Source organism: Acidovorax sp. M2(2025) (genome assembly GCF_049330835.1).
Classification (GTDB): Bacteria; Pseudomonadota; Gammaproteobacteria; order Burkholderiales; family Burkholderiaceae_C; genus Acidovorax.
On the sequence record NZ_CP186262.1, the window covers coordinates 1,555,762 to 1,580,111 of the forward strand.

24 protein-coding genes are annotated in these 24,350 nt (G+C 69.9%); 12 read left to right on the forward strand and 12 right to left on the reverse strand.

All coding sequences use genetic code 11. The features are described 5' to 3' along the window. Nucleotides 1-31 precede the first annotated feature (31 nt). The 3 genes from ACOYR3_RS07135 to ACOYR3_RS07145 are packed head-to-tail and all read left to right on the forward strand — an operon-like array spanning nucleotide 32 to nucleotide 2,544. Entirely contained in the window at nucleotides 32-364 is a 333-nt protein-coding gene (locus ACOYR3_RS07135; protein WP_422846541.1) for a FeoA family protein, read from the forward strand. After that, entirely contained in the window at nucleotides 361-2,286 is a 1,926-nt protein-coding gene (gene feoB / locus ACOYR3_RS07140; RefSeq protein ID WP_422845766.1) for a ferrous iron transporter B, read from the forward strand. Before ACOYR3_RS07135 ends, feoB begins: the two co-directional genes overlap by 4 nt. 12 nt (nucleotides 2,287-2,298) lie before the next feature. After that, nucleotides 2,299-2,544 (forward strand): hypothetical protein, encoded by a 246-nt coding sequence (locus ACOYR3_RS07145; RefSeq protein WP_422845767.1) that lies wholly within the window; start codon nucleotides 2,299-2,301, stop codon nucleotides 2,542-2,544. A gap of 110 nt (nucleotides 2,545-2,654) precedes the next feature. Here the strand turns inward: ACOYR3_RS07145 and ACOYR3_RS07150 are convergent, their stop codons facing one another. From ACOYR3_RS07150 to ACOYR3_RS07160, 3 genes are all read right to left on the reverse strand, one after another. Further along, nucleotides 2,655-3,335, reverse strand: coding sequence for a hypothetical protein (locus tag ACOYR3_RS07150; protein ID WP_422845768.1), 681 nt, complete (start codon nucleotides 3,333-3,335; stop codon nucleotides 2,655-2,657). Nucleotides 3,336-3,458: 123 nt separating this feature from the next. After that, nucleotides 3,459-4,379 (reverse strand): ornithine carbamoyltransferase, encoded by a 921-nt coding sequence (argF, locus tag ACOYR3_RS07155; protein ID WP_422846542.1) that lies wholly within the window; start codon nucleotides 4,377-4,379, stop codon nucleotides 3,459-3,461. A gap of 20 nt (nucleotides 4,380-4,399) precedes the next feature. Further along, on the reverse strand, nucleotides 4,400-5,596 hold the full coding sequence (locus ACOYR3_RS07160; RefSeq protein ID WP_422845769.1) for an aspartate aminotransferase family protein: 1,197 nt from the start codon (nucleotides 5,594-5,596) through the stop codon (nucleotides 4,400-4,402). 275 nt (nucleotides 5,597-5,871) lie between these two features. Here ACOYR3_RS07160 and ACOYR3_RS07165 point away from each other — a divergent pair, with 275 nt between their 5' ends. After that, a complete protein-coding gene (locus tag ACOYR3_RS07165; RefSeq protein WP_422845770.1) occupies nucleotides 5,872-6,201 on the forward strand; it encodes a DUF3579 domain-containing protein in 330 nt (109 codons plus the stop codon). Here the strand turns inward: ACOYR3_RS07165 and ACOYR3_RS07170 are convergent. Together ACOYR3_RS07170 and rpsT are read right to left on the reverse strand one after the other, a co-directional pair. Further along, nucleotides 6,184-7,413: an AAA family ATPase gene (locus ACOYR3_RS07170; RefSeq protein ID WP_422845771.1), complete on the reverse strand. Its 1,230-nt coding sequence runs from the start codon at nucleotides 7,411-7,413 to the stop codon at nucleotides 6,184-6,186. The two genes, ACOYR3_RS07165 and ACOYR3_RS07170, sit on opposite strands and share 18 nt — an antisense overlap. Nucleotides 7,414-7,644: 231 nt before the next feature. After that, a complete protein-coding gene (rpsT, locus tag ACOYR3_RS07175) occupies nucleotides 7,645-7,947 on the reverse strand; it encodes a 30S ribosomal protein S20 (RefSeq protein ID WP_291487295.1) in 303 nt (100 codons plus the stop codon). 187 nt (nucleotides 7,948-8,134) lie between these two features. Here rpsT and murJ point away from each other — a divergent pair, with 187 nt between their 5' ends. Together murJ and ACOYR3_RS07185 are read left to right on the forward strand one after the other, a co-directional pair. Continuing rightward, nucleotides 8,135-9,700, forward strand: coding sequence for a murein biosynthesis integral membrane protein MurJ (murJ, locus tag ACOYR3_RS07180; RefSeq protein ID WP_422845772.1), 1,566 nt, complete (start codon nucleotides 8,135-8,137; stop codon nucleotides 9,698-9,700). 89 nt (nucleotides 9,701-9,789) lie between these two features. Beyond that, nucleotides 9,790-10,647: a SirB1 family protein gene (locus tag ACOYR3_RS07185; RefSeq protein ID WP_422845773.1), complete on the forward strand. Its 858-nt coding sequence runs from the start codon at nucleotides 9,790-9,792 to the stop codon at nucleotides 10,645-10,647. Nucleotides 10,648-10,698: 51 nt separating this feature from the next. Here the strand turns inward: ACOYR3_RS07185 and ACOYR3_RS07190 are convergent, their stop codons facing one another. Both ACOYR3_RS07190 and ACOYR3_RS07195 read right to left on the reverse strand, forming a co-directional pair. Next, entirely contained in the window at nucleotides 10,699-11,568 is an 870-nt protein-coding gene (locus ACOYR3_RS07190; protein WP_422845774.1) for a plasmid replication/partition related protein, read from the reverse strand. Between the two features lie 79 nt (nucleotides 11,569-11,647). Beyond that, the gene (locus ACOYR3_RS07195; protein WP_422846543.1) at nucleotides 11,648-12,661 is read right to left on the reverse strand and encodes a transporter; all 1,014 of its coding nucleotides are present in this window, start codon (nucleotides 12,659-12,661) and stop codon (nucleotides 11,648-11,650) included. Nucleotides 12,662-12,851: 190 nt separating this feature from the next. On the opposite strand from ACOYR3_RS07195, the gene ppk2 reads away from it, so the two are divergent. Continuing rightward, complete coding sequence (ppk2, locus tag ACOYR3_RS07200) at nucleotides 12,852-13,766, forward strand: polyphosphate kinase 2 (RefSeq protein WP_422845775.1); 915 nt, start codon at nucleotides 12,852-12,854, stop codon at nucleotides 13,764-13,766. Nucleotides 13,767-13,842: 76 nt separating this feature from the next. Here the strand turns inward: ppk2 and ACOYR3_RS07205 are convergent, their stop codons facing one another. From ACOYR3_RS07205 to ACOYR3_RS07215, 3 genes are read right to left on the reverse strand one after another with little or no spacing between them, the layout of a single operon-like run. Beyond that, on the reverse strand, nucleotides 13,843-14,868 hold the full coding sequence (locus ACOYR3_RS07205) for a GlxA family transcriptional regulator (protein WP_422845776.1): 1,026 nt from the start codon (nucleotides 14,866-14,868) through the stop codon (nucleotides 13,843-13,845). Nucleotides 14,869-14,900: 32 nt separating this feature from the next. Further along, nucleotides 14,901-15,524, reverse strand: coding sequence for a DJ-1/PfpI family protein (locus tag ACOYR3_RS07210; RefSeq protein ID WP_422845777.1), 624 nt, complete (start codon nucleotides 15,522-15,524; stop codon nucleotides 14,901-14,903). Further along, nucleotides 15,521-16,087: an isochorismatase family protein gene (locus ACOYR3_RS07215; RefSeq protein WP_422845778.1), complete on the reverse strand. Its 567-nt coding sequence runs from the start codon at nucleotides 16,085-16,087 to the stop codon at nucleotides 15,521-15,523. Before ACOYR3_RS07215 ends, ACOYR3_RS07210 begins: the two co-directional genes overlap by 4 nt. Nucleotides 16,088-16,319: 232 nt before the next feature. Between ACOYR3_RS07215 and ACOYR3_RS07220 the strand changes: the two genes are divergently transcribed. Then, complete coding sequence (locus tag ACOYR3_RS07220) at nucleotides 16,320-17,426, forward strand: alpha/beta hydrolase family esterase (protein WP_422845779.1); 1,107 nt, start codon at nucleotides 16,320-16,322, stop codon at nucleotides 17,424-17,426. A gap of 100 nt (nucleotides 17,427-17,526) precedes the next feature. Here the strand turns inward: ACOYR3_RS07220 and ACOYR3_RS07225 are convergent, their stop codons facing one another. Next, nucleotides 17,527-18,654, reverse strand: a complete 1,128-nt coding sequence (locus ACOYR3_RS07225) for an AI-2E family transporter (protein ID WP_422845780.1) — start codon at nucleotides 18,652-18,654, stop codon at nucleotides 17,527-17,529. Between the two features lie 101 nt (nucleotides 18,655-18,755). Continuing rightward, nucleotides 18,756-19,799, reverse strand: coding sequence for a phosphoribosylformylglycinamidine cyclo-ligase (gene purM, locus ACOYR3_RS07230; protein WP_422845781.1), 1,044 nt, complete (start codon nucleotides 19,797-19,799; stop codon nucleotides 18,756-18,758). Nucleotides 19,800-20,115: 316 nt separating this feature from the next. Between purM and xylF the strand changes: the two genes are divergently transcribed. The 4 genes from xylF (at nucleotide 20,116) to ACOYR3_RS07250 (ending at nucleotide 24,345) form a co-directional block, all read left to right on the forward strand. Then, nucleotides 20,116-21,135, forward strand: a complete 1,020-nt coding sequence (gene xylF, locus ACOYR3_RS07235; RefSeq protein ID WP_422845782.1) for a D-xylose ABC transporter substrate-binding protein — start codon at nucleotides 20,116-20,118, stop codon at nucleotides 21,133-21,135. A 107-nt stretch (nucleotides 21,136-21,242) separates the two neighbouring features. Further along, nucleotides 21,243-22,376 carry a sugar ABC transporter permease gene (locus ACOYR3_RS07240; RefSeq protein ID WP_422846544.1) on the forward strand — a complete coding sequence of 378 codons (1,134 nt, stop codon included), beginning with the start codon at nucleotides 21,243-21,245 and terminating at the stop codon, nucleotides 22,374-22,376. Beyond that, entirely contained in the window at nucleotides 22,373-23,167 is a 795-nt protein-coding gene (locus ACOYR3_RS07245; protein ID WP_422845783.1) for an ATP-binding cassette domain-containing protein, read from the forward strand. The genes ACOYR3_RS07240 and ACOYR3_RS07245 overlap by 4 nt, the downstream gene beginning before the upstream one ends. Further along, a complete protein-coding gene (locus tag ACOYR3_RS07250) occupies nucleotides 23,164-24,345 on the forward strand; it encodes an ROK family protein (protein WP_422845784.1) in 1,182 nt (393 codons plus the stop codon). The genes ACOYR3_RS07245 and ACOYR3_RS07250 overlap by 4 nt, the downstream gene beginning before the upstream one ends. Nucleotides 24,346-24,350: the final 5 nt, after the last annotated feature.

Consider the following 24,350-nt stretch of genomic DNA (forward strand, 5'->3'; position numbering starts at 1 on the left):
ATTCATACCGAGGCCAGTCACCATGAAAACCATGGACGATGGCGCTGCGGCGCGGTTGTCTCCGCGCACGGGGCCGATCCCTTCCACTGGGCTGGAACAACTGCCGCTGCATGCCCAGGCGCGGGTGACCGGGCTGCTGCCCGCCCGCGATGCGCAAGAACACAGCGTGCTGCTGCGCCTGCTGGAGATTGGCTTTTTGCCAGGCGAGACCGTGCGCGTGGTGGCGCGCGGCGGCGTGGGGGGTGACCCGGTTGCGGTGCGCGTGGGGCAGGTGACGTTTGCGCTGCGCCGGCAGGAGGCGTCCATGGTGCAGGTGCAGCGGCTGGACCCGGCGGCGCAAGCCTCTTTGCAGGAGGCCGCATGAACGCAGCGGCCTCCACGGTGGCGCCGACCGCCGACGCGCAGCTGCGCGTGGCGCTGCTGGGCAACCCCAATTGCGGCAAGACCGCGCTGTTCAACCTGCTCACGGGCGCGCGCCAGAAGGTGGCCAACTACGCGGGCGTGACCGTGGAGCGCAAGGAGGGCCTGCTGCAGACCGCCGCGGGCCGCCGCGTGCGCGTGCTGGACCTGCCGGGCGCCTACAGCCTGCATGCGCACAGCCTGGACGAAGCCATCACCCGCGACATCGTGCGGGGCCGGCGCGCCGGCGAGCCCGTGCCCGACCTGCTGGTGTGCGTGACCGACGCCACCCACCTGCGCCTGAACCTGCGCCTGGTGCTGGAGGCCCGCGCCCTGGGCCTGCCCATGGTGCTGGTGCTCAACATGATGGACGTGGCCCAGCGCCAGGGCATCGAGATCGACCGCGAAGCGCTGGCGCGCGAGCTGGGCATGCCGGTGCTGGCCACGGTGGGCGTGCGCGGCGATGGCGCGCGGGAGCTGGTTCAGTGGCTGGATACCGTGTCGCCCCAGCGCCTGCAGCGGCACGCGCCGCAGCCTGGCGCGGCGCAGCGCCTGGACGCGGGGGATCTGGAAGCCCAGGCCGACGTCATCCGCACGCACCAGGAAGTGCGGCGCATCATGGACCTGGCCGTGCGCGTGCCGGCCGTGAGCCTGCGCGCCGACGACCGCATCGATGCGGTGGTGCTGCACCCGGTGTGGGGGCTGCTGATCCTGGCGGCCACGCTGTTCCTGATGTTCCAGGCCGTGTTCAGCTGGGCCGAGCTGCCCAAGTCGTGGATCGAAGACGGCGTGGCCGGGCTGTCGGCGCTGGTCAACAGCCACATGGCGGACGGCCCCCTGCGCAGCCTGCTGACCGACGGGGTGCTGGCCGGGGCGGGCGGGGTGCTGGTGTTCCTGCCGCAGATTTTGTTTCTCTTTTTGTTCATCCTGGCGCTGGAAGACTCGGGCTACCTGCCGCGTGCCGCCTTCCTGCTGGACCGCGTGATGGGCACGGTGGGCCTGTCGGGCCGCTCGTTCATCCCGCTGCTGTCGAGCTTTGCGTGCGCGGTGCCGGGCGTCATGGCCACGCGCTCCATCACGCACTGGCGCGACCGGCTCGTGACCATCATGATCGCGCCGCTCATGACCTGCTCGGCGCGCCTGCCGGTGTATGCGCTGCTGATCGCGGCGTTCATCCCCGAGCGCACGGTGGCGGGCGTGTTCAACCTGCAAGGGGTGGTGCTGTTCGCCCTGTACGTGGCGGGCATCGCCAGCGCCATGGCCGTGGCCGCCGTGGCCAAGCTGGCGCGCAGCGACACGCGGCCCACGCCGCTGATGATGGAGCTGCCCGCCTACCGCTGGCCCAGCGTGCGCGGCCTGGCCTTCGGCCTGTACGAGCGGGCCATGATCTTCATCAAGCGCGTGGGCGGCATCATCCTGGCCGTCACGGTGCTGCTGTGGTTCCTCTCCACCTACCCTGGCGCGCCAGAAGGCGCCACGCAGCCGGCCATCACCTACAGCTTTGCGGGCCAGCTGGGCCGGCTGCTGGAAGTGCTCGTGGCCCCGATCGGCTTCAACTGGCAGATCGCCATTGCCCTGGTGCCCGGCATGGCCGCGCGCGAGGTGGCCGTGAGCGCACTGGGCACGGTGTACGCGCTCTCGGCCACGGGGGACGAGGCCGCGAACCAGCTGGGGCCGCTGATCGCAGGTTCCTGGTCGCTGGCCACGGCCTTCTCGCTGATGGCGTGGTACGTGTTCGCGCCCCAGTGCATCTCCACCATCGCGGCCGTGCGCCGCGAGACCAACGGCTGGCGCTACCCGCTGCTCATGGTGGGCTACCTGTTTGCGCTGGCCTATGCCACCAGCTTTGTGACCTACCGCGTGGCGCTGGCGCTGGGCGGGGGTTGAAGGAGTGTTCGCATGGCCCAGCAACTCATCGTCGGCCTGATCGTCGCTGCCGCCGCGCTGTATGTACTGTGGCGCTACCTGCCGGGGCGCTGGCGCCTGGGGCTGCGCCGGGTGCACCCGGGGCTGGCCGCGGCGCCGGGCTGCGGTGGTGGAGATGGCGGCTGCAGCAGCTGTGGCAGCTGCGCAGCGCCGCCCGGGCCCCAGGCCGCCGAAAAGCCCGTGGCCCTGCCGCCCTCGCGGCGGCGTGCACAGACGTAAGGTTGCTATGTATTTGATAGCTTATCGCGCTTGCTGTACAAGCGCTGCAGTGCATTTTGATTAGAATTTGCGCGTAGGCGCCCCCGCCGGCGCCACGAGGGGCTGCCGGCCTACGGGTAGAGCCGGCCCTGGCGCAGGGCGGCCAGCGCCTGCTGCAGGTTGGCGCGTGCCGTGGCTTCATAGCGCTGGGCAAAGTGCGCCGTGCCGTAGATCTGCGGCCGGTCCAGGAAGCCCTGCAGCACGGCGCTGCGCCCCGCCACGTAGCGCGGCCAGCGCACAAAGAAATACTCGCGCCGCACGTTGCGCTCGAACTGCCGGTACACCGCCTCGCTCTGGCCCAGGATGGCGAGGTCGATGTCCGCCACCCACAGCGCATCGCCCGTGAATGGGCCGGGGGCGTGGCGGGTGTCCATCACATGCTGGTGCACGGTCTCTGCCAGCGCGGTGGGCAGCCCTTGGCCTAGCAGGAACTGGCGCGCCCAGTCGGCGCTGTGCGCCTCGTTGTGCTTGCTCCACGGCCAGTAGATCGCGTCGTGGTACCACAGGGCCAGCGCCACGGCATGGGGGTTGTGGAGCGCGCCGGGGTGCTCGTCCTGCACGGCCTGCAGGTGCCGCAGGCAGGCCCGCAGATGCGCGGTGTCGTGGTAGGCGCGGGGCCAGCGGGCCCAGCTGCGCAGCAGGCGCCGGCCCTCGGTGCGCCATGCGGGAGTGTCGCGCCCCAGCGCCTGGCCCAGGGCCTGCCAGTGCGCCTGCAATTCGGCGCTGTGGGCGGGCTGGGTGCGCCAGGGCATGGGGCGTTTTAGAGGGATTCGCGTGGAATCGACCGAAGCCGTTCGGGCTGAGCCTGTCGAAGCCTCGCGCGGCGCTTCGACAGGCTCAGCGTGAACGGTTCCATGGCGCTGAACGCGTTTTGGTCAGGCCACGCGGCCGAGCAGAAGGTACTCCATGAGTGCCTTTTGCACGTGCATCCTGTTCTCCGCCTCGTCCCACACCACGGACTGCGGGCCGTCGATGACGTCGGCCTCCACCTCTTCGCCCCGGTGGGCGGGCAGGCAGTGCATGAACAGGGCGTCGGGCTGGGCGGCGGCCATCATTTCGGCGTCCACGCACCAGTCGGCAAAGGCCTGCTTGCGGGCCTCGTTCTCGGCCTCGTAGCCCATGCTGGTCCACACGTCGGTGGTGACCAGGTCGGCGCCCCGGCAGGCCTCCATGGGGTCGCTAAAAAATTGATAGCTGCCTGCACTGATTCCATGAGCCCCGGCGGCCAATTTCTCATCAATCTCGTAGCCGCGCGGCGTGCTCACGTGCACCTTGAAGCCCAAGAGCGATGCGGCCTGCACCCAGGTGTTGGCCATGTTGTTGCCGTCGCCCACCCAGGCCACCGTCTTGCCTTTGATCGAGCCGCGGTGCTCGATGTAGGTGAAGAGGTCCGCCAGGATCTGGCAGGGGTGGTATTCGTTGGTCAGGCCGTTGATGACGGGCACGCGCGAGTTGGCGGCAAAGCGTTCGATCTTGCTTTGCTCGTAGGTGCGGATCATCACCAGGTCCGTCATGCGGCTGATGACCTTGGCGCTGTCTTCAATCGGCTCGGCGCGGCCCAGCTGGCTGTCGCCGGTGGTCAGGTGCACCACGCTGCCGCCCAGCTGGTACATGCCGGCCTCGAAGCTCACGCGCGTGCGGGTGCTGGCCTTCTCGAAGATCATGGCCAGCGTGCGGTCTGCCAGCGGGTGGTACTTCTCGTAGGCCTTGAACTTCTTCTTGATGACGGCGGCGCGCTCGAACAGGTAGGCGTATTCGTCGGCAGAAAGGTCGGTGAACTGCAGGTAGTGTTTCAGCGTCATGGGGGTATTGTTGTTCATTCGGCCAGGATGGCTTGCACCAGCGGCTTCAGCTTGGCGACGATCTCGTCGGCCTCGGCGGTGGTCAGGATCAGCGGCGGCACCAGGCGGATCACACTGTCGGCCGTGACCGACAGCAGCAGGCCGGCTTCGGCCGCGCGGGCGATCAGGGCGCCGCAGGGCTTGGCCAGTTCGATGCCCAGCATCAGGCCCTGGCCGCGGATGTCCTTCACGCCCGGCAGGCTGCCCAGTTCGCGCTGCAGCGCGGCCTTCAGGTGGGCGCCCACCTGGGCAGCGTTTTGCAGCAGGCCGTCTTCTTCCATGATGCGCAGGGTCTCCACGCCGGCCCGCATGGCCAGCGGGTTGCCGCCAAAGGTGGTGCCGTGGTTGCCGGGCTGCAGCACGTTGGCGGCCTTGGGGCCCGCCACCACGGCACCGATCGGCACGCCCGAGCCCAGGCCCTTGGCCAGGGGCATCACGTCGGGCACGATGCCAGCCCACTGGTGTGCAAACCACTTGCCGGTGCGGCCCACGCCGCACTGCACCTCGTCGATCATCATCAGCCAGCCGCGCTCGTCGCACAGCTTGCGCAGCTGCTGCAGGTATTCGGCGCGCATGGGGTTGATGCCGCCTTCGCCCTGAATGGTCTCGAAGAACACAGCCACCACGTTGGGGTTGCCTTCGGTGGCCTTCTGGATGGCCTCGATGTCGTTCATCGGCACGCGGATGAAGCCCTCGACCAGCGGGCCGAAGCCGCTGTGGATCTTGGGGTTGCCCGTGGCCGACATGGTGGCAATCGACCGGCCGTGGAAGGCTTTCTCGTACACCACGATCTCGGGCTTGGCGATGCCCTTGTCCACGCCGAACTTGCGGGCGATCTTGAGGGCGGCCTCATTGGCCTCCAGGCCCGAATTGCAGAAGAACACGTTCTGCATGCCCGACAGCTCCACCAGCTTGGCGGCGAGCGTTTCCTGCAGCGGCACGTGGTAGTAGTTGGAGGTATGGATCAGTTTGGTGATCTGGTCCTGCAGCGCGGGCACCAGCTTGGGGTGGTTGTGGCCCAGCGTGTTGACGGCAATGCCGCCCAGGCCGTCCAGGTATTCCTTGCCGTTCACGTCCCACACGCGGCTGCCCTGACCACGGGCCAGCGCGATGGGTACGCGGCCATAGGTGTTCATCACGTGGGGCGAAGCAGCCTCAATGAAAGCGGTCATGCAAGATCTCCAGACAGTGCGGTGATGGGCTGGCCTGGCGCGGGTCCAGGGCCGGTGGCCCGAAAAATCGAAACACGATTCTAGGGGGAGCCCGGTGCGCGGATGTTGACGATTGCGCATCACTGCAATGCCCCCGCTACCACGGCGGCGCAAGGGATTCCGGCCGCCGCAGGCGGATTAGGGACCCAGCTCTTATATAAGAGTTAGAATCTCGCGCTGCGCTGCAGCATGCAGTGACCCTGCGACTGGCGCACTCACTACCACTCCTATCCCCGATGGTTTCCCCCTCCTCCAAAGAAGTCTTCATCCAGGGCATTACCCAAGACGGGAAGACCTTTCGTCCCAGCGACTGGGCGGAACGTCTGGCGGGGGTGATGAGCAGCTTCCGCCCCGGGGGGGCGCGGCCGGGCAGCCACCTGAGCTACTCGCCCTGGTGCATTCCCACCACCCTCAATGGCGTGAAGTGCGTGGTGGTGCACAGCGACCTGCGCGACCACGAGCCCATGGCCTGGGATTTCGTCATCAACTTCGCCCGGGACAACAACCTGCAGGTGGCCGAAGCCTGCCTGCTGCCAGACCCGCCTGCGTCACCCCCCCGCGCCTGAAGCGGGCGCGGCATCGCTCCCGGAAGGGGCGCCCGCAAGCGGTGGCGCAGAGCCCGAGCGCAGCAGCTGCCCCGCCTGCTGCTTGGCCTGCCAGGCTTTTTCCACAAACGGATCGGTCACGCCGTAGTGGCCGTGGCGCACGCGCATCAGCAGGTTGGCCGTGGTCATGGCGCCGATGATGCCCTGCACCTCCTGGGCCGTCACTTCGCGGCCGACCTGGGCGGCATAGGCCTTGAGGGCCTCGCCGGTGAATACGCCCTTCACGTCGCCGCCAATGCTGCAGATGCGCGAGAACACCGCCTCGGCCAGCGGGCCCATGGCTTCCACCTTCTGCAGCTCCACGTCGGCCGCGGCCGCGCCCAGCGACTGGGCAATGGTGGGCAGGTGCTCGTCGGGCTGCGCGTCCGGCGGCAGGCTGCGCAGGATGGTGAGGGCCTTCATCAGCTCTTCCGGGCGGCAGCCCATGCTGCGAAAGGCGGCCTCCGCCACCCCGGCCGACGGCAGCATGCCGCCCAGCTGGGGGCGCACCTGCTCCAGCACATAGTCGATGAAATCGCGTCCCAGCACCGGGAACTCGGTGGTCACGGCGCCGTTGAACGCCTGGTTGCCCTTGAGCGTGAGCTCCTGCACCCGGGCGCGGTGCGACCCCGTGCCTACGAAGAGAAAGTAGCCCGGCGTGCCGGGGCGGGTGTTGATGGCGTCGCGCGCCGCCTTCAGCGCATGCAGCAGGTGGTCGCCATCGGCGCTGCCCAGCGCATGCTGTACTTCGTCGACGATGAGCACGACGTCCGTGTGGGCCTGGTCGATCAGTTCGGTGAACGCCTGGGCCAGGGTGGCGCCCTGGTCCTTGCCCACATCCGCCAGCTTGAAGCCGAACTTGAAGCCCGCCACGCCTGCGTCCACGCTGGTCACCCGCTGGAGCCGCCGCAGCAGCCCCGAGCCCGGCGTCTGCAGCTCCCGAAGCGTCCTGCGGATGGCCTCGTGCACCAGTTCTGCCGGGTTGGCCTGGGGCTGGCTCCACAGGTCCACGTACACCACGACCGCCCCCAGCGCCTCCAGCGCCGGGATGAGGTCGGTCGCCAGGAAGGTGGTCTTGCCCACGCGCCGCTGGCCCGACAGGAACAGGCCCGAGCGCAGCGAGGTGTCCAGAAATGAAGGCCGGAGCAGCTGCGCAGCCATCTGCCCGGCCAGGGCGGTGCGGCGGAAGGTCATGGTTTAGGCCTTTTTATGAAATTTGCATAATTATGCTTTTTCCATAATTCACCGTAAAGATTGGCGGGGAGGGGCCGCCGGGCCGCCTCCGCACACTCCCAATTCCGCCCAGAAACGAAAAAACCGCCCGAAGGCGGTTGGTTCGTTTTCTTTTGCTGGCAGCGCACCCGTTACAAACGGCGAACGGCGGAGCCGTCCGGGCTGGTCGCCTGCCGAAGCAGGCGGGATGGTTTAAGCGGCCGCGAGGGCCAGGGCTTTCACCTTGGAAGACAGGCGGCTCTTGTCGCGGGCAGCCTTGTTCTTGTGGAAGATGCCCTTGTCGGCCACGGTGTCGACCACCGATTGCATCTTGGCAAAGGCTTCAGCAGCCTTGGTCTTATCGCCAGCCAGAACAGCCTTTTCGACGTTCTTGACAGCGGTACGGTATTTGGAGCGCAGCGAGGTGTTCGCGGCGTTGATCTTGGTGTCCTGGCGGACGCGCTTGCGGCCCGAAGCGAGGCGGGGGTTCTTTTTCTTGGGCTTGGTGGATGCCATGGTGTATTCCTAAGGGTCTGTGGATGTTGCCAGCAAAGCCCGCGATTATAGCCCAGAGGGCTGGCCGCATCCAGCCCCGCGCCCGCAGCGGGTGCAGCGCCATCGCCAGCGCCTCCCTGGAGCGGGCTCCGCCGGGCCGGTGGCGGGGCGCGGTGGCGCGCCGGGCCGGCGGGCTACACTTCCCGCGGTGTCGTTATTCAAAGCCGCCTCCACCGTCTCCCTTCTGACCCTGGCCTCCCGCATTACCGGGCTGGTGCGCGAGTTGCTCATGGCTTCCGTGTTCGGGGTCAGCGCCATGACCGACGCCTTCAATGTGGCGTTCCGCATTCCCAACCTGTTCCGCCGCGTGCTGGGCGAGGGCGCCTTCAGCCAGGCCTTCGTGCCCGTGCTGGCCGCCACCCGCGCGCAGGACGGCGACGACGGCGCCCGCACGCTGATCGACCATGTGGGCACGCTGCTGGCGTGGACGCTGGTGCTGCTGTGCGTGGCCGGCGTGCTGGCCGCGCCGTGGATGGTCTGGGGCATGGCCAGCGGGCTCAAGCAGTCGCCCCAGGGGTTTGAGGCCGCCATCACCATGACGCGCTGGATGTTCCCCTACATCGGCTTCATGTCGCTGGTGGCGCTGGCGGGCGGCATTCTCAACACCTGGAAGAAGTTCGCGGTGCCGGCGGCTTCGCCCGTGCTGCTCAACCTGTCGCTGATCCTGTCCATCACGCTGGGCGCGCCGTGGTTCGCCCGGCGCGGCATCGAGCCCATCTATGCGCAGGCCGCGGGGGTGATGCTGGGCGGTCTGCTGCAGCTGGCCGTGCAGGTGCCGGCGCTGCTGCGCCTGGGTCTGGTGCCGCGCATCGGCGTGCGCTGGGCCGCCCTGCGCGCCGCATGGGCCGACCCCACCACGCGCAAGGTGGCCCGCCTGATGCTGCCCGCCCTGCTGGGCGTGAGCGTGGCGCAGATCTCGCTGCTCATCAATACGCAGATCGCCTCGCACCTGGCCACGGGCAGCGTGAGCTGGATCACCTATGCCGACCGCCTGATGGAGCTGCCCACGGCGCTGCTGGGCGTGGCCCTGGGCGTGGTGCTGATGCCGCAGCTGGCCAGCGCCCGCGCGCAGCACGACGACGAGCGCTACTCGGCCATGCTGGACTGGGGTCTGCGGCTGGTGGTGCTGCTGTCGGTGCCCTGCATGGTGGCGCTGCTGGTGTTCTCCGAACCGCTGGTGGCGGTGCTGTACCACTACGGCGCCTTTGGCGACCAGGACGTGCGGCAGACCACCTTTGCGCTCACGGGCTACGGCGCCGGGCTGGTGGGCATTGTGGCCATCAAGGTGCTGGCGCCGGGCTTCTATGCCAAGCACGACATGCGCACGCCCATGCTGATTGCCGTGGCGGTGCTGGTGCTCACGCAGCTGATGAACCTGGTGCTGGTGCCCTACCTGCACCATGCGGCGCTGACGCTGACCATCGGCATCGGCGCCCTGATCAATGCCGCCTGGCTGCTGGCCGGCCTGCTGCGGCGCGGCAGCTACCGGCCCCAGCCGGGCTGGGGCCGGTTCGCGCTGCAGGTGGTGGCGGCCAGCGCGCTGCTGGCGGTGCTGCTGGTGTGGGGCGCGGAGCATTTCGACTGGGTGGCGATGAAAGGCCGCACGCTGCAGCGCATCGGCCTGATGGCCCTGCTGATGGGCGCGGCGGCCGTGCTGTACTTCGGCGCGCTGTGGGCGTCGGGCCTCAAGCTGCGCCAGATGCTGCGCCGCTGACTCGCCCCTTCTTCCATCCTGCAAAAAGCCCTGCCAAGCAGGACCTTCTGTCGCTTGACGCAGCCCGGGGCCGCCCTTACAACTGGCGCATGCCCCTGAGCCTTTCCGTCCCCACCTCGCTCGAGTACTTTGCATCGCTGGTGCAAAGCGATGACCACTTTCCCCTGCTGGAGGCTGCGGCCAGCCTGGCGCAGGACGAATACCCCGAGCTGGACGTGCAGCAACTGCTGGGCGACGTGGACCAGCTGCTCGCGCGCCTGCAGCGCCGGCTCCCCACCGATGCCCCCGCGCTGCAGCGCCTGCGCACGCTCAACCAGTTCTTCTTTGCCGACCTGGGTTTTGCCGGCAACATCAACAACTACTACGACCCCGAAAACAGCTACCTCAATGCCGTGCTGCGCACGCGCCGCGGCATCCCGATCAGCCTGGCCGTGCTGTGGATGGAGCTGGCCGAGGGCCTGGGCCTGCATGTGCGGGGCATTGCCTTTCCGGGGCACTTCATGGTCAAGGTGCTGCTGCCCAAGGGCCAGGTGGTGCTGGACCCGACCAGCGGCCAGTCGCTCAGCCGCGAGGAACTGGCCGAGCGGCTGGAGCCCTACAAGCGCCAGAGCGGCCTGGTGGACGACTACGACGTGCCGCTGGGCCTGTACCTGCAGGCGGCCACGCCGCGCGACATCATTGCGCGCATGCTGCGCAACCTGAAGGAAGTGCACCGCACACAGCACGACTGGCAGCGCCTGGTTGCCGTGCAGGACCGGCTCATCGTGCTGCTGCCCCAGGCCTGGGGCGAATGGCGCGACCGGGGCCTGGCCCACGCCGAGCGCGGCAACACCGCCGAGGCCATGGCCGACCTGGAGACCTACCTGGCCCACGCCGAGGAGGGGCTGGACATCGACCTGGTGTCCGACCGCCTGGCCGCGCTGCGCCGCGTGGGCAAGGGCCGCTGAACGGCCCCCGGGCCCTCGCGGCCGCGCGCCTGCGAGATCGTCAACAGGCGCTTAAAACGGCGCGCCTTCGGCCGGCTGCTCGGCCCGCAGCTGCGCCAGCTGCCGGCGCAGCTCGGTGTTCTCGGCGGACAGCTCGGCCACGCGCTGGCGCAGGGCCTGCAGCTCGTCGCCGTCGCCAGGGACGGGTGCGGCCGTGGAGGCTGTGTCGCTCTTGTCTGCCGCCTTGCCTTCGTCCTGCGGCGGCTTGCGCTTGCTCTCGCGCACCCGCTTGGCCGCCTGCTTGAGCTCGTCCTTGCCGGCGGCCACGGCGGCCACCTGCTCCTCTGCCGGCAGGGTGGCCACGGCGGCGGCGGCGTTGATGGAGATGGTGCCGGACTTCACCGCCGCCACCAGTTCGGGCGCTGCCTGCTTCTGGATTTTTTCGATCATCACCACCTGGCTGCTGCTCAGCCGCGCGGCCTTGGCAATGGCCTCGCGGCTGTTGAGCGGCTCGGGCGGCGGCAGGGTGGCCAGGGCTTCCGGCGCCACGGCGGCTTCGGTGTCCGGCGCGGCGGCGGCCTCGGTGGATTCACCGTGCGCCATGGCGGCGCGCGCCTTGCGGTCGGCAATGATCTCGCGCTTGCGCAGGGCCAGCACGCCGCGCTGGAAGTCCGACACGCTGCGGCGGCCCAGGTGCTGGTCGATCATCCACAGGTGCACGTCTTCCAGCGACTGAAAGCGCGGGTTCTGCACCGTCTGGAAGGGCAGGCCGTGCTTCTGGCAGATGCCGTAGCGGTTGTGCCCGTCCACCAGCACGTCGCCCCACAGCACCAGCGCATCCCGGCAGCCTTCGGCCAGGATGCTGCGCTCCAGCGCGTCGTGCTCGTCGGGGGTCAGGGGTTCGATATAGGCTTTGAGTTCTTCGTTGACGACGATGTTCATGGGGCAGGCGGCTCGGCGCGGGGGATCAGGGCAAGGGGCGGCATTGTAGACAGGCCGCAGCGCCCGCTTCGCCCGCGCGTCAGTCCCGCGGGCTGCGCAGCGCCAGCCAGCCGGCCACGGCCGTGAAGGCCAGCACCACGGCCACGATGATCCAGAAGCCGCGCGGGTCGTTCGCCAGCGGCACGCCGCCCACGTTCATGCCGAACAGGCCTGCCAGGATGTTGATGGGCAGGGCCAGCACGGTCACCACGGTCAGCACGAAGAGGCTGCGGCTGTTGGACTCCTGCACGGCCGCGGCGATTTCTTCCTGCAGCAGCTTGATGCGCTCCTGCAGGCCCTGCATGTCGCGCAGCACCACCGAGAACTCCTCGGTGGAATCGCGCAGCTCCTGCACGTCGTCGGGCCGCATCCAGGCCGGCGGGTGCTGCAGCAGCCGGAACAGCGCCGCCGGCTCGGGCGCCAGCAGGCGCTGCAGGCGCACCAGCAGCCGGCGCAGCACGCCCAGGCGGGCACGCTTGTGGTCCAGGCGGCCCGCCAGCAGCGCGTCTTCCACGCTGTCGATGCGCTGGGTCACGCCGCGCACGATGTCCACCAGGCCCGAGGCCTGCGTGCGCATCAGCTCGGCCAGCAGCGCCACGCTGGAGCGCGGCGCGTGGCCGCCGCGCACGGCGGTGCGCAGCGCGTCCACCGAGCGCAGCGCGCGCGTGCGGCCCGTCACCATCAGGCGCGGCGCCACGCCGGTCCACAGCGTGGCGATGTCCGACGGCTCGAAGGCAAAGTCGAAATGCGCGTCGTTGAGCACGGCGATCAGCGTGTCGTCGTCGCGCTCGATGCGGGTGGAGACGGAGCGGTCCTTCAGCGCGTCGAAGAAGGCCTCGGGCAAGCCGGCGTGCCGCTCCATCCAGCGCACGGCCTGAGCGTGGCTGAGGTTGAAGTGCAGCCACACGAAGCGCTCGTCGCCCGCGACCGGCGCGGCCAGCCATTCGGCCGCCTGCGCCGTGTCCACCTCCTGCGGCGGGGCGCCACCGCCCAGCAGGTAGCCGCAGATCAGCCCGGCCGAGTCGCCGCCGTAGTGCTGTGGCGCGTGCGGCAGCGCCGGCCTGGCAGCAGGCGCGGCAGGCGCTGCAGGGGCGGCGGGATCGGGGCGAAGGTCGGGCGGGGATGGGGGCACGGCCGTGCATGGTGGCGCCGGGGTGTGACGGGCGCGTGACAGACATGGCGTTGTCACGGCTTTGTCATCGCGGGGCGCGAGCATGCCGGTTCCTGTCTTGAACCTTGCTGCCATGCTTTACCCCCAACACCTCGACGCCCAGGACCTGATGCAACGCATCGCCAACGACCTGATCGACAGCTACGACGAAGAGCTGGAGCTGGAAATCGAGGACCGCAACGTGGACGACAGCGGCGCCCTGCAGCCCACCGACAAGCTGGCGCGCCAGCGGTACTTCACGGAGCTGTTCCGCCTGCAGGGCGAGCTGGTCAAGCTGCAGGACTGGGTGCAGCACACGCGCCAGAAGGTGGTGATCCTGTTCGAGGGGCGCGACGCGGCGGGCAAGGGCGGCGTGATCAAGCGCATCACCCAGCGGCTGAACCCGCGCGTGGTGCGCGTGGCGGCGCTGCCCGCGCCGAACGACCGCGAGCGCACGCAGTGGTACTTCCAGCGCTACGTGGCGCACCTGCCGGCGGCGGGCGAGATGGTGCTGTTCGACCGCAGCTGGTACAACCGCGCGGGCGTCGAGCGGGTGATGGGCTTTTGCAGCGACGACGAGTACGAGGAGTTCTTCCGCACCGTGCCCGAGTTTGAAAAGATGCTGGTGCGCTCGGGCATCACGCTGGTCAAGTACTGGTTTTCGATCACCGACGAAGAGCAGCACCTGCGCTTTCTGGGCCGCATCCACGACCCGCTCAAGCAATGGAAGCTCAGCCCCATGGACCTGGAAAGCCGCGTGCGCTGGGAGGCCTACACCAAGGCCAAGGAGACGATGCTGGAGCGCACCCACATCCCCGAGGCGCCCTGGTGGGTGGTGCAGGCCGTGGACAAGAAAAAGGCGCGCCTGAACTGCATCGCCCACCTGCTGTCGCAGCTGCCGTACCAAGAGGTTCCCCACCCGGCGGTGGTGCTGCCCGAGCGCGTGCGCAACCCCGAGTACCTGCGCCAGCCCGTGCCGGCGTCGATGTACGTGCCCGAGGTGTACTGAGAGCGGAGCGTGTGCATCTGGTTGCTATCACTATGATAGCTGATTGCGCTTATCCATAAAGCGCTGGAGGCCGATTTTACGAATATTCTGCGTTCTGCGCCATGCCCCGCTGGCGGCCCGGGGCCTGCCGCGAAGGCGTGCCCCCGCGGCCGAACTGGTGCCAGGCGCGCCGCAGCTGGGTGTCGGAGCTGAACCCGGCCATGTGCGCGGCCTGCGTCACGTTGCGTCCTGATTGCAGTGCCGCCTCCGCCGTGGCCAGGCGGATGCGGCGCAGGTACTGCAGCGGTGCGATGCCGGCATGCTCGAGGAACAGCCGCGTCAGGTGCCGGGGCGAGGTGTGGGCCACCTGCGCCATGGCGGGCACGCTCCAGTCTGCCTGGGGCTGCTGGCCCACGGCATCCTGCACGCGGTGCAGGGCGGCGTGCAGGTGGTCGCGGTGCTGCAAAAAGGGCGAGAACTCCGGCGCGTCCGGCCCGCGGCGCAGGGCCACCACCATGGCCTGGGCCACCTGGGCGGCCAGCGCCGGGCCGCAGACGGCCGCGATACGGTGCAGCACCAGGTCGATGCCGGTGGTGACGCCGGCGCTGCTGTAGACGGCGCCATCGGACACGAACACCCGGTTGGCCACCACGTCGCAGCGCGGGTCTGCGGCGGCCAGCTCCTCCAGGTGCTGGTGGTGGGTGGTGGCGCGCCGGCCGGTCAGCAGGCCCGCGTGGGCGGCCAGCACGGCGCCGGCGCACACGGTCACAAGTTCCAGCGTGTCCGCCACCGGCCGCAGGCCGCGCAGCCAGTGCAGCAGCGCCCGTGCTTCCTCGCTGTCCACGGCGATGTGGCGCCCGGCCAGCCCCACCAGCACCACCCAGGCGGGCCGCGGCAGGGTGGCGGGCAGCGGCTCCAGGCCGGCCACCACCGCGCCCACCGAGGTCACCGACTGGGGCGTGGGGCTGACGAAGTGCTGCACAAACCGCTCGGGCAGGCCCTGGGCGGCCAGGGCCTGGTTCGCAATGCGCAGCGCCTCCGCCGGGCCGGCCCAGTCCAGCACCAGGCTGCCGGGCAGCAGGGCGAAGTAGACGTGGATGGGGGCGGGCGGCGGGGCGGTCATCGTGCGTGGTCCTGGGGGGGCCTCCAGAAGGGCTACGGGTGCGGGTTCCAAGGGGTGTCCATCTGCCGGGCGGTGCGCTCGGCCAGCGCGGTGCCCGCCAGCCGCGCGACCAGGTGCAGGCTCATGTCGATACCTGCGCTGATGCCAGCGGACGTGACCCATGCGCCCCGGTCCACCCAGCGCACATTCTCCTGCACGCTCAGCGCGGGATAGCGTGCCCGCAGGTCGGCCACGTCTTCCCAGTGCGTGGTGACAGGCCCTTCGGTGACGACACCGGCCGCGGCCAGCAGAAAGGCGCCCGTGCAGACCGATGCGGTGATCTGCGCGCCCGCAGCAGCCTGGGCGATCCAGGCCAGCGTGCGGGGGCAGGCCGCCGCCGCGTCCACGACGCCGCCCGGCACGATGAGCACGTCCGCCGGCGCGGCGTTGTCAAAACAGGCGTCGGGCAGCACGCGCAGGCCGGCGCGGGCGCGCACCGGGCTGCTGTCGCGGGCCACGCACTGCACGCTGAACAGATCGTGGGCCACGGCCGGCTGCAGCCGGCGGTGCATGCGGGTGGCGGTGGTGAAGACTTCGTACGGCCCGCCCAGGTCCAGGGCTTCCACGTCGTCGAACACCAGGATGGCGACGCGCAGGGGCGCGGCTGCGGCGCTCATGCGGCGGCCTGTGCCCGCTGCAGCGCCTGGGCGACGGTGCAGAGCGTGGCAAAGCGGCCTGCCAGCACGGTGGCCGTGCGGGCCTTGATGTCGGCGGCGGGCAGGGGCTGGCCGTCCGGCTGCACCATGTCCCAGGTCAGGGTGGCGTCGGTCACGAAGTCCACGGTCCACCCCAGGTCCGAGGCGTGGCGGGTGGTGGTCTCGCAGCACTGCTCCGTGCGGATGCCGCTCACGATCAGGCGCTGGATGCCCTGCCGGGTGAGCCACACGTCCAGCCCGGTGCCCACCAGCGCGCTGTGGCGCGACTTGGTGAAGGTGGCGGCCGCGGCGAAAGGCGCCAGCCCCTCCAGTGGGCGCACCTGGCCGGATGCCTGCGCGAAGGGGTTGTCCGGCTGCTCGGGCCCGTCGCTGTGGAAGACGCGCACGATGGGCAACTGCGCAGCCGCGCAGCCCTCGATCAGCGCGTTCTGTGCCGCCAGGTAGGCGGGAAGGTCCTGGGCCGTGAAAAAGGGGCGGTGCCGAAACGACTCCTGGACGTCGATCACTATCAGACAGGTTTTCATGGAAGCCCTCAAGGCATTTGGTGGTTGATGTCGCTGATGGTGTCTTGGATGCCGCTTTAAAGCCGGTTGGTGAAGGACAAATACCGATCAATTTACGCCAAGATAGGGGCGGCGGTGCGCAAGGCCCTGGAGGGTGCTGCAATCCGGCGGGAGCGCCTGCCGCCAGAAGCTGGTATGGTGATCAGGGTTTTCCCTGATTTTTGCCCAACCACCCACTCCCCGCACCCTGCCCATGCCACGCCGCTCCCGGCTCTTCTCCTTGTCCGCGTGGACCCGCACCTACCAGCGCAGCCTCAAGGCCTTTGCCCAGGCCGCCCGGGCCGTGCGCCCGGCACCCGCCAAGGTGGCTGCCCCGCGCCGCGCTGCGGCCGTCGCATCGGCGGCGGCAGTCGGCGCGCGGCGCAGGCCGGGCCGCCCGGTCCCGGCGCGCGGGGAATGGCTGTCGGGCATTGCGCCCGGGCCGGCCGGGGCGCGGCGCTACCAGCTCTACATACCGCCCGCGCTCGGGCTGCGCGCGGGTGAAACCTTGCCCTTGCTCGTCATGCTGCACGGCTGCGGGCAGACGGCGCGCGACCTGGCCACCGCCACGCGCATGAACCGGCTGGCGGCCCGGGAGCGGTTTCTGGTGCTCTACCCCGAGCAGGAGCGCGTGGCCAATGCCCACGGCTGCTGGAACTGGTTCGAGCGCCGCAATGGCAAGGCCGAGGCCGAAGCCGCCACGCTGCTGGCGGCCGTGGACCTGGTGGCGCGCCGCCATCCGGTGGACCTGGCCCGCGTGGCCGTGGCCGGCCTGTCCGCGGGCGGCAGCATGGCCGTGCTGATGGCCGCGCTGTACCCGCAGCGCTTCTGCGCCGTGGCCATGCATTCCGGGGTGGCGCCGGGCACGGCGGAGTCTGCCGCCACGGCCCTTGCCGCGATGAACGGGCGGCGTGCCGCGCACCTGCCCGATCCGGTGGCCGCGCCGCGCAAGGCCGACGCGGGAGCGGCGGCGAACGGGAGCGGCGGCGCAGCGTTGCCGCCGCTGCTGGTGGTGCATGGCGATGCCGACGGCGTTGTCTCGGTGCGCAACGCGGCCGACACCGCCACGCTGTGGGCCCAGGCGCTGGGCGCACAGCCCGGGGCGCTGCGCACGCTGCAGCGCGGCCGGCGCTATGCGACGCGGGTCACGGAGTACAAGGCGCGCGGCCGGGCGGTGGTGGTGGTGCGCGAAGTCGTGGGGCTGGCCCACGCCTGGAGCGGTGGCGCGCCGCGGCGCCCCTACAGCGACCCGGCCGGCCCTGACGCCTCGGCCCTGGTGTGGGCGTTTGTCGCACGCCACTGGGGCAAAAAAACGGATTGAATGTGGGTGCGGCGCCCATCTGGCGGGCGCAAGCAGCTATCAAAAAAGTAGCAAATGGGGCCCGGCGCCGCGTTCTGCGCCAGGGCGGCGTGCGCCGGCCCTACACCAGCCGTGCCGCCACCAGTTCCTTCTTCAGGTAGGCATAGAACAGCGGCGCGGCCACCAGGCCGGCCGGCCCGAACACCGCCTCGGCCACGAACATCACCGACAGCAGCTCCCACACGCCCATCTGCGTGCGGCGGCCGACGACCTTGGCGTTGATCACGTATTCGGCCTTGTGGATCAGGATCAGAAAGCCCAGGCAGGCAGCGGCGGCCAGCGGCGAAACCGACAGGCCCACGATGGTCAGCACTGCGTTGCACACCAGGTTGCCCACGATGGGCACCAGCCCTGCCACAAAGGTGAAGGTGATCAGCACCGGCGTGTAGGGCAGCTCGATCCCCCACCACGGCAGCACGAACAGCAGGAAGAGGGCGGTGAGCAGCGTGTTGAAGGCGGCGATCCAGAACTGCGCCGCCACGATCTGCCGGAAAGCCTCGCCAAACAGCAGAATGCGCTGCCGCAGCTGCTCTGCCAGGGGTCCCAGCGGGCCGCCCAGCGGGCGCACGGCGGCCAGCGACCCGATCAGCAGCCCGACATACGCGAACAGCACCCCGGCCAGCCAGGCGCGTCCGGCCATGGCCAGCGCCCCGGCCTTGGCGCCCAGGTAGCTGGCCAGCACGCGCTGCAGTTCGGCGGCACCGTCGGGCAGGTGGCTGGCCATGTCGGCGGGCAGCTTCTGGCGCAGTTCGAGCACCGTGCGGGCCATGTAGGTGAGCAGCTCCTGGTATTGGTGCGGTGCGGCGACCAGGTAGCCCCGGGAATGGGTCAGCCCCAGCCCCAGCAGCACCAGCGGCAGCAGCATGACGAGGGCGGCGGCCATGATTTGCGCCAGCCGGAGGGTGCGCGGCGCCGGGGCCGGCTGGCGCACCGCCCGGGCTGCCAGCGATGCGAACCACCGCGTCAGGGCGCGGGTCAGCAGAAAACCCAGGCACACGCACAGCAGGCCGGGCAGCAGGCCGCGCCACATCACCAGCAGCAGCGTGCCGGCCATCAGGCCGTAGCTGGCGATCTCGACGCCGCGGTGGGGGCGCCCCGCGTCCACGGCGCCGCCGTCAAGGGCGGCGGGGTGCCGGCCGCTCTCGCAGGGCGCGGGCGGCTGGGCGGGTAGGGGGGAGGGGGATGCCATGCGCTGTCACCAACATTCAAGACAGGCCGCCGCGCGCCGCCGCGGACCCGTGCTGGGGCGCGGCAGGCTGCACGGTGCGTGGCGGGGTGGGCGCAAGGCGGTCAGGCCACCACCACGGCCGCGCCGTCGCCGCGCGCCGCAATCGTGCCGATGGCGTACACCTGCTCGCCGGCGGCGCGCAACGTGGCGGCCGTGGCTTCGGCGGCGGCGGCGTCCACCACCACCACCATGCCGATGCCGTTGTTGAACGTGCGGTTCATCTCGATGTCATCGATGCCGGCGGTCTTCTGCAGCCAGGCGAACAGCTCGGTCTGGGGCCAGCTGCCCTTCTTCAGGTGGGCGGCCGTGCCCTCGGGCAGCACGCGGGGAATGTTTTCCAGCAGGCCGCCGCCGGTGATGTGGGCCAGGGCCTTGATGGGATGCTGGGCCAGCGCGGCCAGCACGTTCTTCACGTACAGGCGGGTGGGCTCCATGATCGCCTGCTTGAAGGGCTTGCCGTCCAGCGTGGCGGGGGCGCTGGCGCCCGCGCGCTCGATGCACTTGCGCACCAGGCTGAAGCCGTTGGAGTGCACGCCGGCCGAGGCCAGGCCCAGCACCACGTCGCCGGGCTTCACATCCTTGCCCGTCAGGATCTTGCTCTTTTCCACCGCACCCACGGCGAAGCCGGCCAGGTCGTATTCGCCCGCGGGGTACATGCCGGGCATCTCGGCCGTTTCGCCGCCGATCAGGGCGCAGCCCGACAGCTCGCACCCCTTGGCGATGCCGCCCACCACGGCGGCGGCGGTGTCCACGTCCAGCTTGCCGCAGGCGAAGTAGTCCAGGAAGAACAGCGGCTCGGCGCCCTGCACCAGCACGTCGTTCACGCTCATGGCCACCAGGTCGATGCCCACGGTGTCGTGCATGTTCCATTCAAACGCCAGCTTGAGCTTGGTGCCCACGCCGTCCGTGCCCGACACCAGCACCGGTTCCTGGTAGCGCTTGGGCACTTCGAACAGCGCGCCAAAACCGCCGATGCCCGCCAGCACGCCTTCGCGCATCGTCTTCTTGGCCAGCGGCTTGATGCGCTCGACCAGTGCGTCGCCCGCGTCGATGTCGACGCCAGCGTCTTTGTAGGAAATGGGGGTGGAGGCAGAGGAGGAGCTCATGGATGGTGTAGTGCTGGTGGGCCCGCGTGCCGGGCTGTAATCCGGGGATTTTAAGGGCCGCGCTCCCACGGCTTCGCTCAGCCCTGCGCGGTGGCGGCTTTTTTACGGCGGCCAACGGGGCCTGGCGGACCTGTTTGGTTGATTAAGTTTTTTAATCAAACTATGTCGGGTTTGTCCGGATAGGGGCGCAACAGGGGCTGTCCATAATTAGTTCGCCGTCCGCACTATGTGGTTTGCAGAACCGCGCCACGGCAACGTCCCATCCGCCTTTCAACACAACCAAGGCCCGCCGCGAGGCCGTTCACAGGAGACAAGGATGCAACTGAAGACAACGTTCGCCGCCCTGGTGCTGGGCGTGGCCAGCACGGGTGCGCTGGCCCAGGTCGTGGGTGTGAGCTGGTCCAACTTCCAGGAGGAGCGCTGGAAGACCGACGAGAAGGCCATCAAGGACCAGCTGGCCAAGCTGGGGGCCAGCTACATCAGCGCCGACGCCGGCGGCTCGCCCGAAAAGCAGCTGTCCGACGTGGACTCGCTGATCGCCAAGGGCGCCAAGGTGCTGATCGTGCTGGCCATGGACAAGGATGCCATCCTGCCCGCAGTCCGCAAGGCCGGGCAGCAGAAGATCCCGGTGGTGGCGTACGACCGGCTGATCGAGGCGCCGGGCGTGTTCTACATCACCTTCGACAACGTCGAGGTCGGCCGCATGCAGGCCCGGGCCGTGCTGGAGGCCCGGCCCAAGGGCAACTACGTGATGATCAAGGGTTCGCCCACCGACCCCAACGCCAACTTCCTGCGCGGCGGCCAGCAGGAGGTGCTGGAGGCCGCCATCACCAAGGGCGACATCAAGATCGTGGGCGAGGAGTACACCGAGGGCTGGAAGCCGGAGGTGGCGCAGAAGAACATGGAGCAGATCATCACCAAGACGGGCGGCAAGATCGATGCCGTGGTGGCCTCCAACGACGGGACGGCCGGCGGCGCGGTGGCGGCCCTGGCGGCCAAGGGCATCCGGGGCATCCCGGTGTCGGGCCAGGACGGCGACCACGCCGCGCTCAACCGCGTGGCCCAGGGCTCGCAGACGGTGTCGGTCTGGAAGGACGCCCGCGATCTGGGCCGGGACGCCGCCACCGCCGCCGTGGCCCTGGCCAAGGGCCAGCCGGTGGCCGGCGCGCAAACCTGGAATGGCGGCGAGAAGAAGGTGGCGTTGCAGGCCCAGTTCCTGAAGCCCGTGCCGGTCACCGCCCGGAACCTCGACCTGGTCGTCAAGGCCGGCTGGATCCGGAAGGAAGACCTGTGCAAGGGCGTGGACGCGGCCAAGGCGCCCGCCGCCTGCCAGTAGATGGCGGCGCGCATGGCAAAGCCTGCAACCGTTGCGGTGGGAGGGTGCTTGTGAACCCTGATTCCCATGCCCTGCGGCAGCTGGCCATCGACTGGCGGCTGGTGCTGATGGGCGCCGTGCTGCTGGCCACGGCCGTGGTGTTCAACCTGCTCTCGGGCGGCCTATTCCTTGCCCCCGAGAACCTCTACAACATTGCCCAGCAGACGGCGGTGGTGGGCATCGTGTCCACCGTGGTGGTGCTGGTGATCGTTGCGCGCCACATCGATCTGTCGGTGGGCTCGGTGATGGGTTTCGTGGGCGTGCTGATCGCCACGCTCATGTACACCGCCGGCTGGCACTGGGTGGAGGCCGCGCTGGCGGGGCTGGCGGTGGCGGTCGGCGTCTCGCTGTACCAGGGCGCCCTCACGGCGATGCTGGGGGTCCCGTCGTTCGTGGTCACGCTGGGCGGGCTGATGTCGTTTCGCGGCGCGGCCTTTCTGGTGGCCGACGGCAAGACCCAGCCCGTGGGCGATGCGTTCTTCCAGCGCCTGGGCGGCGGCTTTGACGGCGCCATTGGCGTGCAGGCCAGCTGGGCCCTGGCGGCCGTGGTGGTGGCGCTGCTGGGCCTCAAGACCGTGCTGCGCCGCCGTGCCAAGGCCGCCTACGGCGTGCCCAACCCGCCGCTGTGGCTCGATGCGCTGGTGGGCGCCGTTCCGGCAGCCATCGTCATCGGCTTTGTGGCCACGATGAACGCGTACCAGATTCCCACCAAGGACGCGCCGCAGGGCGTGCCCATCCCCGTGCTGGTCTGGGGCGCGGTGGCGGTGGCGCTGTCGTTCATCGTGCACCGCACGCGCTTCGGACGCTATGTGTTTGCCCTGGGGGGCAATCCCGAAGCGGCCGCGCTGGTGGGCATTCCGGTGCGCCGCGTCACGCTGATGCTGTTCGCGCTGATGGGTGTGCTCATCACCATTGCCGCCATGGTGTCGATCGCCCGGCTGAATGCAGGCACCAATTCGCTGGGCTCGGGCATGGAGCTGTTCGTGATCGCTGCGGCCGTGATCGGGGGCACGTCGCTGGCGGGCGGCAGCGGTTCCATCCTGGGGTCGGTGCTGGGGGCGCTCATCATGCAGAGCATCGACAGCGGCCTGCTGCTGCTGGACATCTCCATCGGCCTGCGCTACGTGATCATCGGCCAGGTGCTGATTGCCGCCGTGGTGTTCGACGTGATCTACCGCCGCTGGACGGGGGAGGCCGCATGAGCACCCCGCTGGTGGAGATGCGCGGCATCGGCAAATCGTTCGGCGGGGTGCGGGCCGTGGACGGCGTGAGCCTCAGCCTCTACCCGGGCGAGGTGGTGGCGGTGCTGGGGCACAACGGCGCGGGCAAGTCCACGCTGATGAAGGTGCTGGCGGGCGCCTACCCGATCGACAGCGGCGACGTGCGCGTGCAGGGCCAGCCGGCCCACATCCGCACCCCGGCGGACGCGCAGCGCCTGGGCATCGAGTCGATCTACCAGAGCCTGGCCCTGGCCGACAACCTGGACGCCGTGGCCAACCTGTTCCTGGGCCGCGAGCTGCTCACGCGCTGGAACACGCTGGACGACCACCGCATGGACGCGCAAGCCCGCAAGGTGTTCCAGCGCCTGAACAAGAACTTCCGCAACGTCCGCACGCCCGTGCGGCGGCTCTCGGGCGGGCAGCGGCAGGTGGTGGCCATCTCGCGCGCCCTGTATTTCAACGCGCGCATCCTCATCATGGACGAGCCCACGGCCGCGCTGGGGCCCGAAGAGACGGCGATGGTCGGCAACCTGGTGCGCCAGCTCAAGGCCGAAGGCGTGGGCATCTTCCTCGTCACCCACGACATGCCGGATGTGTTTGCGCTCAGCGACCGGCTGGTGGTCATGAAGAACGGCCGGCTGGTGGGCGCCTACCGCACGGCGGACGTGACCGAGGACGAAGTGCTGGGCATGATCATCGCTGGCAAACAACCCGAAGGCAAAGCGCAGGCCCATCGCCTGGATGGCCCGGCGCCTGCCGCCCCCGCACCATGAAAACCATCGGCGACCAGCAACTGGTCAAACGCATCAACCGCAGCGTGCTGCTCAGGCTGCTGCGCCGCCAGGGCCCGCTGTCGCGCGCGCAGCTGGCCGTCGAAAGCGGCCTCACCAAGTCCACCGTCAGCCTGCTGGTGCGGGAACTGATCGAGGAAGGCTGGATGGCCGAGACGGGCCTGGCCGCCGCGCAAGGGCTGGGCCGGCCTTCGACCCCGCTGCGGCTGGACGGCACCCGCCGTGCCATGGTGGGGGTGGAGGTCGGGGTCGAGTCGCTGCGCGTGGCGGCCGTGTCGATCACGGGCGAGGTGCTGAGCTCAGCCGAGCAGCCGCTGGCCGACCGCGCCCCGGCCGCAGTGTGCCGGCAGGTGGCCGGCCTGGTGGTGCACGCCCAGCGGGAGCTGGCGGCGCGGCCGGTGGCTGTCTCGGGCGTGGGCATCGGCCTGCCGGGCGCCTTCGACCAGGCGAGCGGCACCGTCCGCTTTGCCCCCAACCTGGGCTGGCGCGACGTTGCGTTTGCCCCCCTGATCGCACGGGCCCTGGCCGAGGCGGGCAGCCCGCCGGTGGCCGTGCACGTGCAGAACGAGGCCGATACCGCAGCGCTCAGCGAATACGAGTTTGCCGGCGGCGATGCCACGGACTCGCTCATCTTCGTGACTTGCGGCGTGGGCGTGGGCGCCGGCATCGTGCTCAACGACCGGCTGTTCACCGGCCTGCAGGGCATGGCCGGTGAAATCGGGCACAGCATTCTGCAGATCGACGGGCCACCCTGCTCGTGCGGGCGCCGGGGCTGTGCCGAAGCCTTCTTTGGCGCGCGGGCGCTGGAGCGCCGCGCCGATCCGTCGCGGGGCGGCGTGTTCCTGGGCGTGGTCCTGCAAAACCTCTGGACCACCTTCAACCCGGGCGCCCTGGTGGTCGGCGGCCCCTCGTGCGAAAGCCATCCCGCCCTGCTGCGCGTGGCCCGCGAGACGCTGGCCGGCTATGCCGCCAGCGCGGGCGTGCCGGCGCCCGCGGTGCGCTCTGCCCGCTATGGGCTGCTGGCCTCGGCCGTGGGCGCGGCGGCCCTGGTCCTGCACCACGAGCTGCGTCCCCTGCATGCGCCGCAGGCTCCGCCGACCGGGGCTGCGCCCGGCGCCGCCACTGCGCGGGGCACGGTACCCCCCCATCCCCTTCACTGACGGCA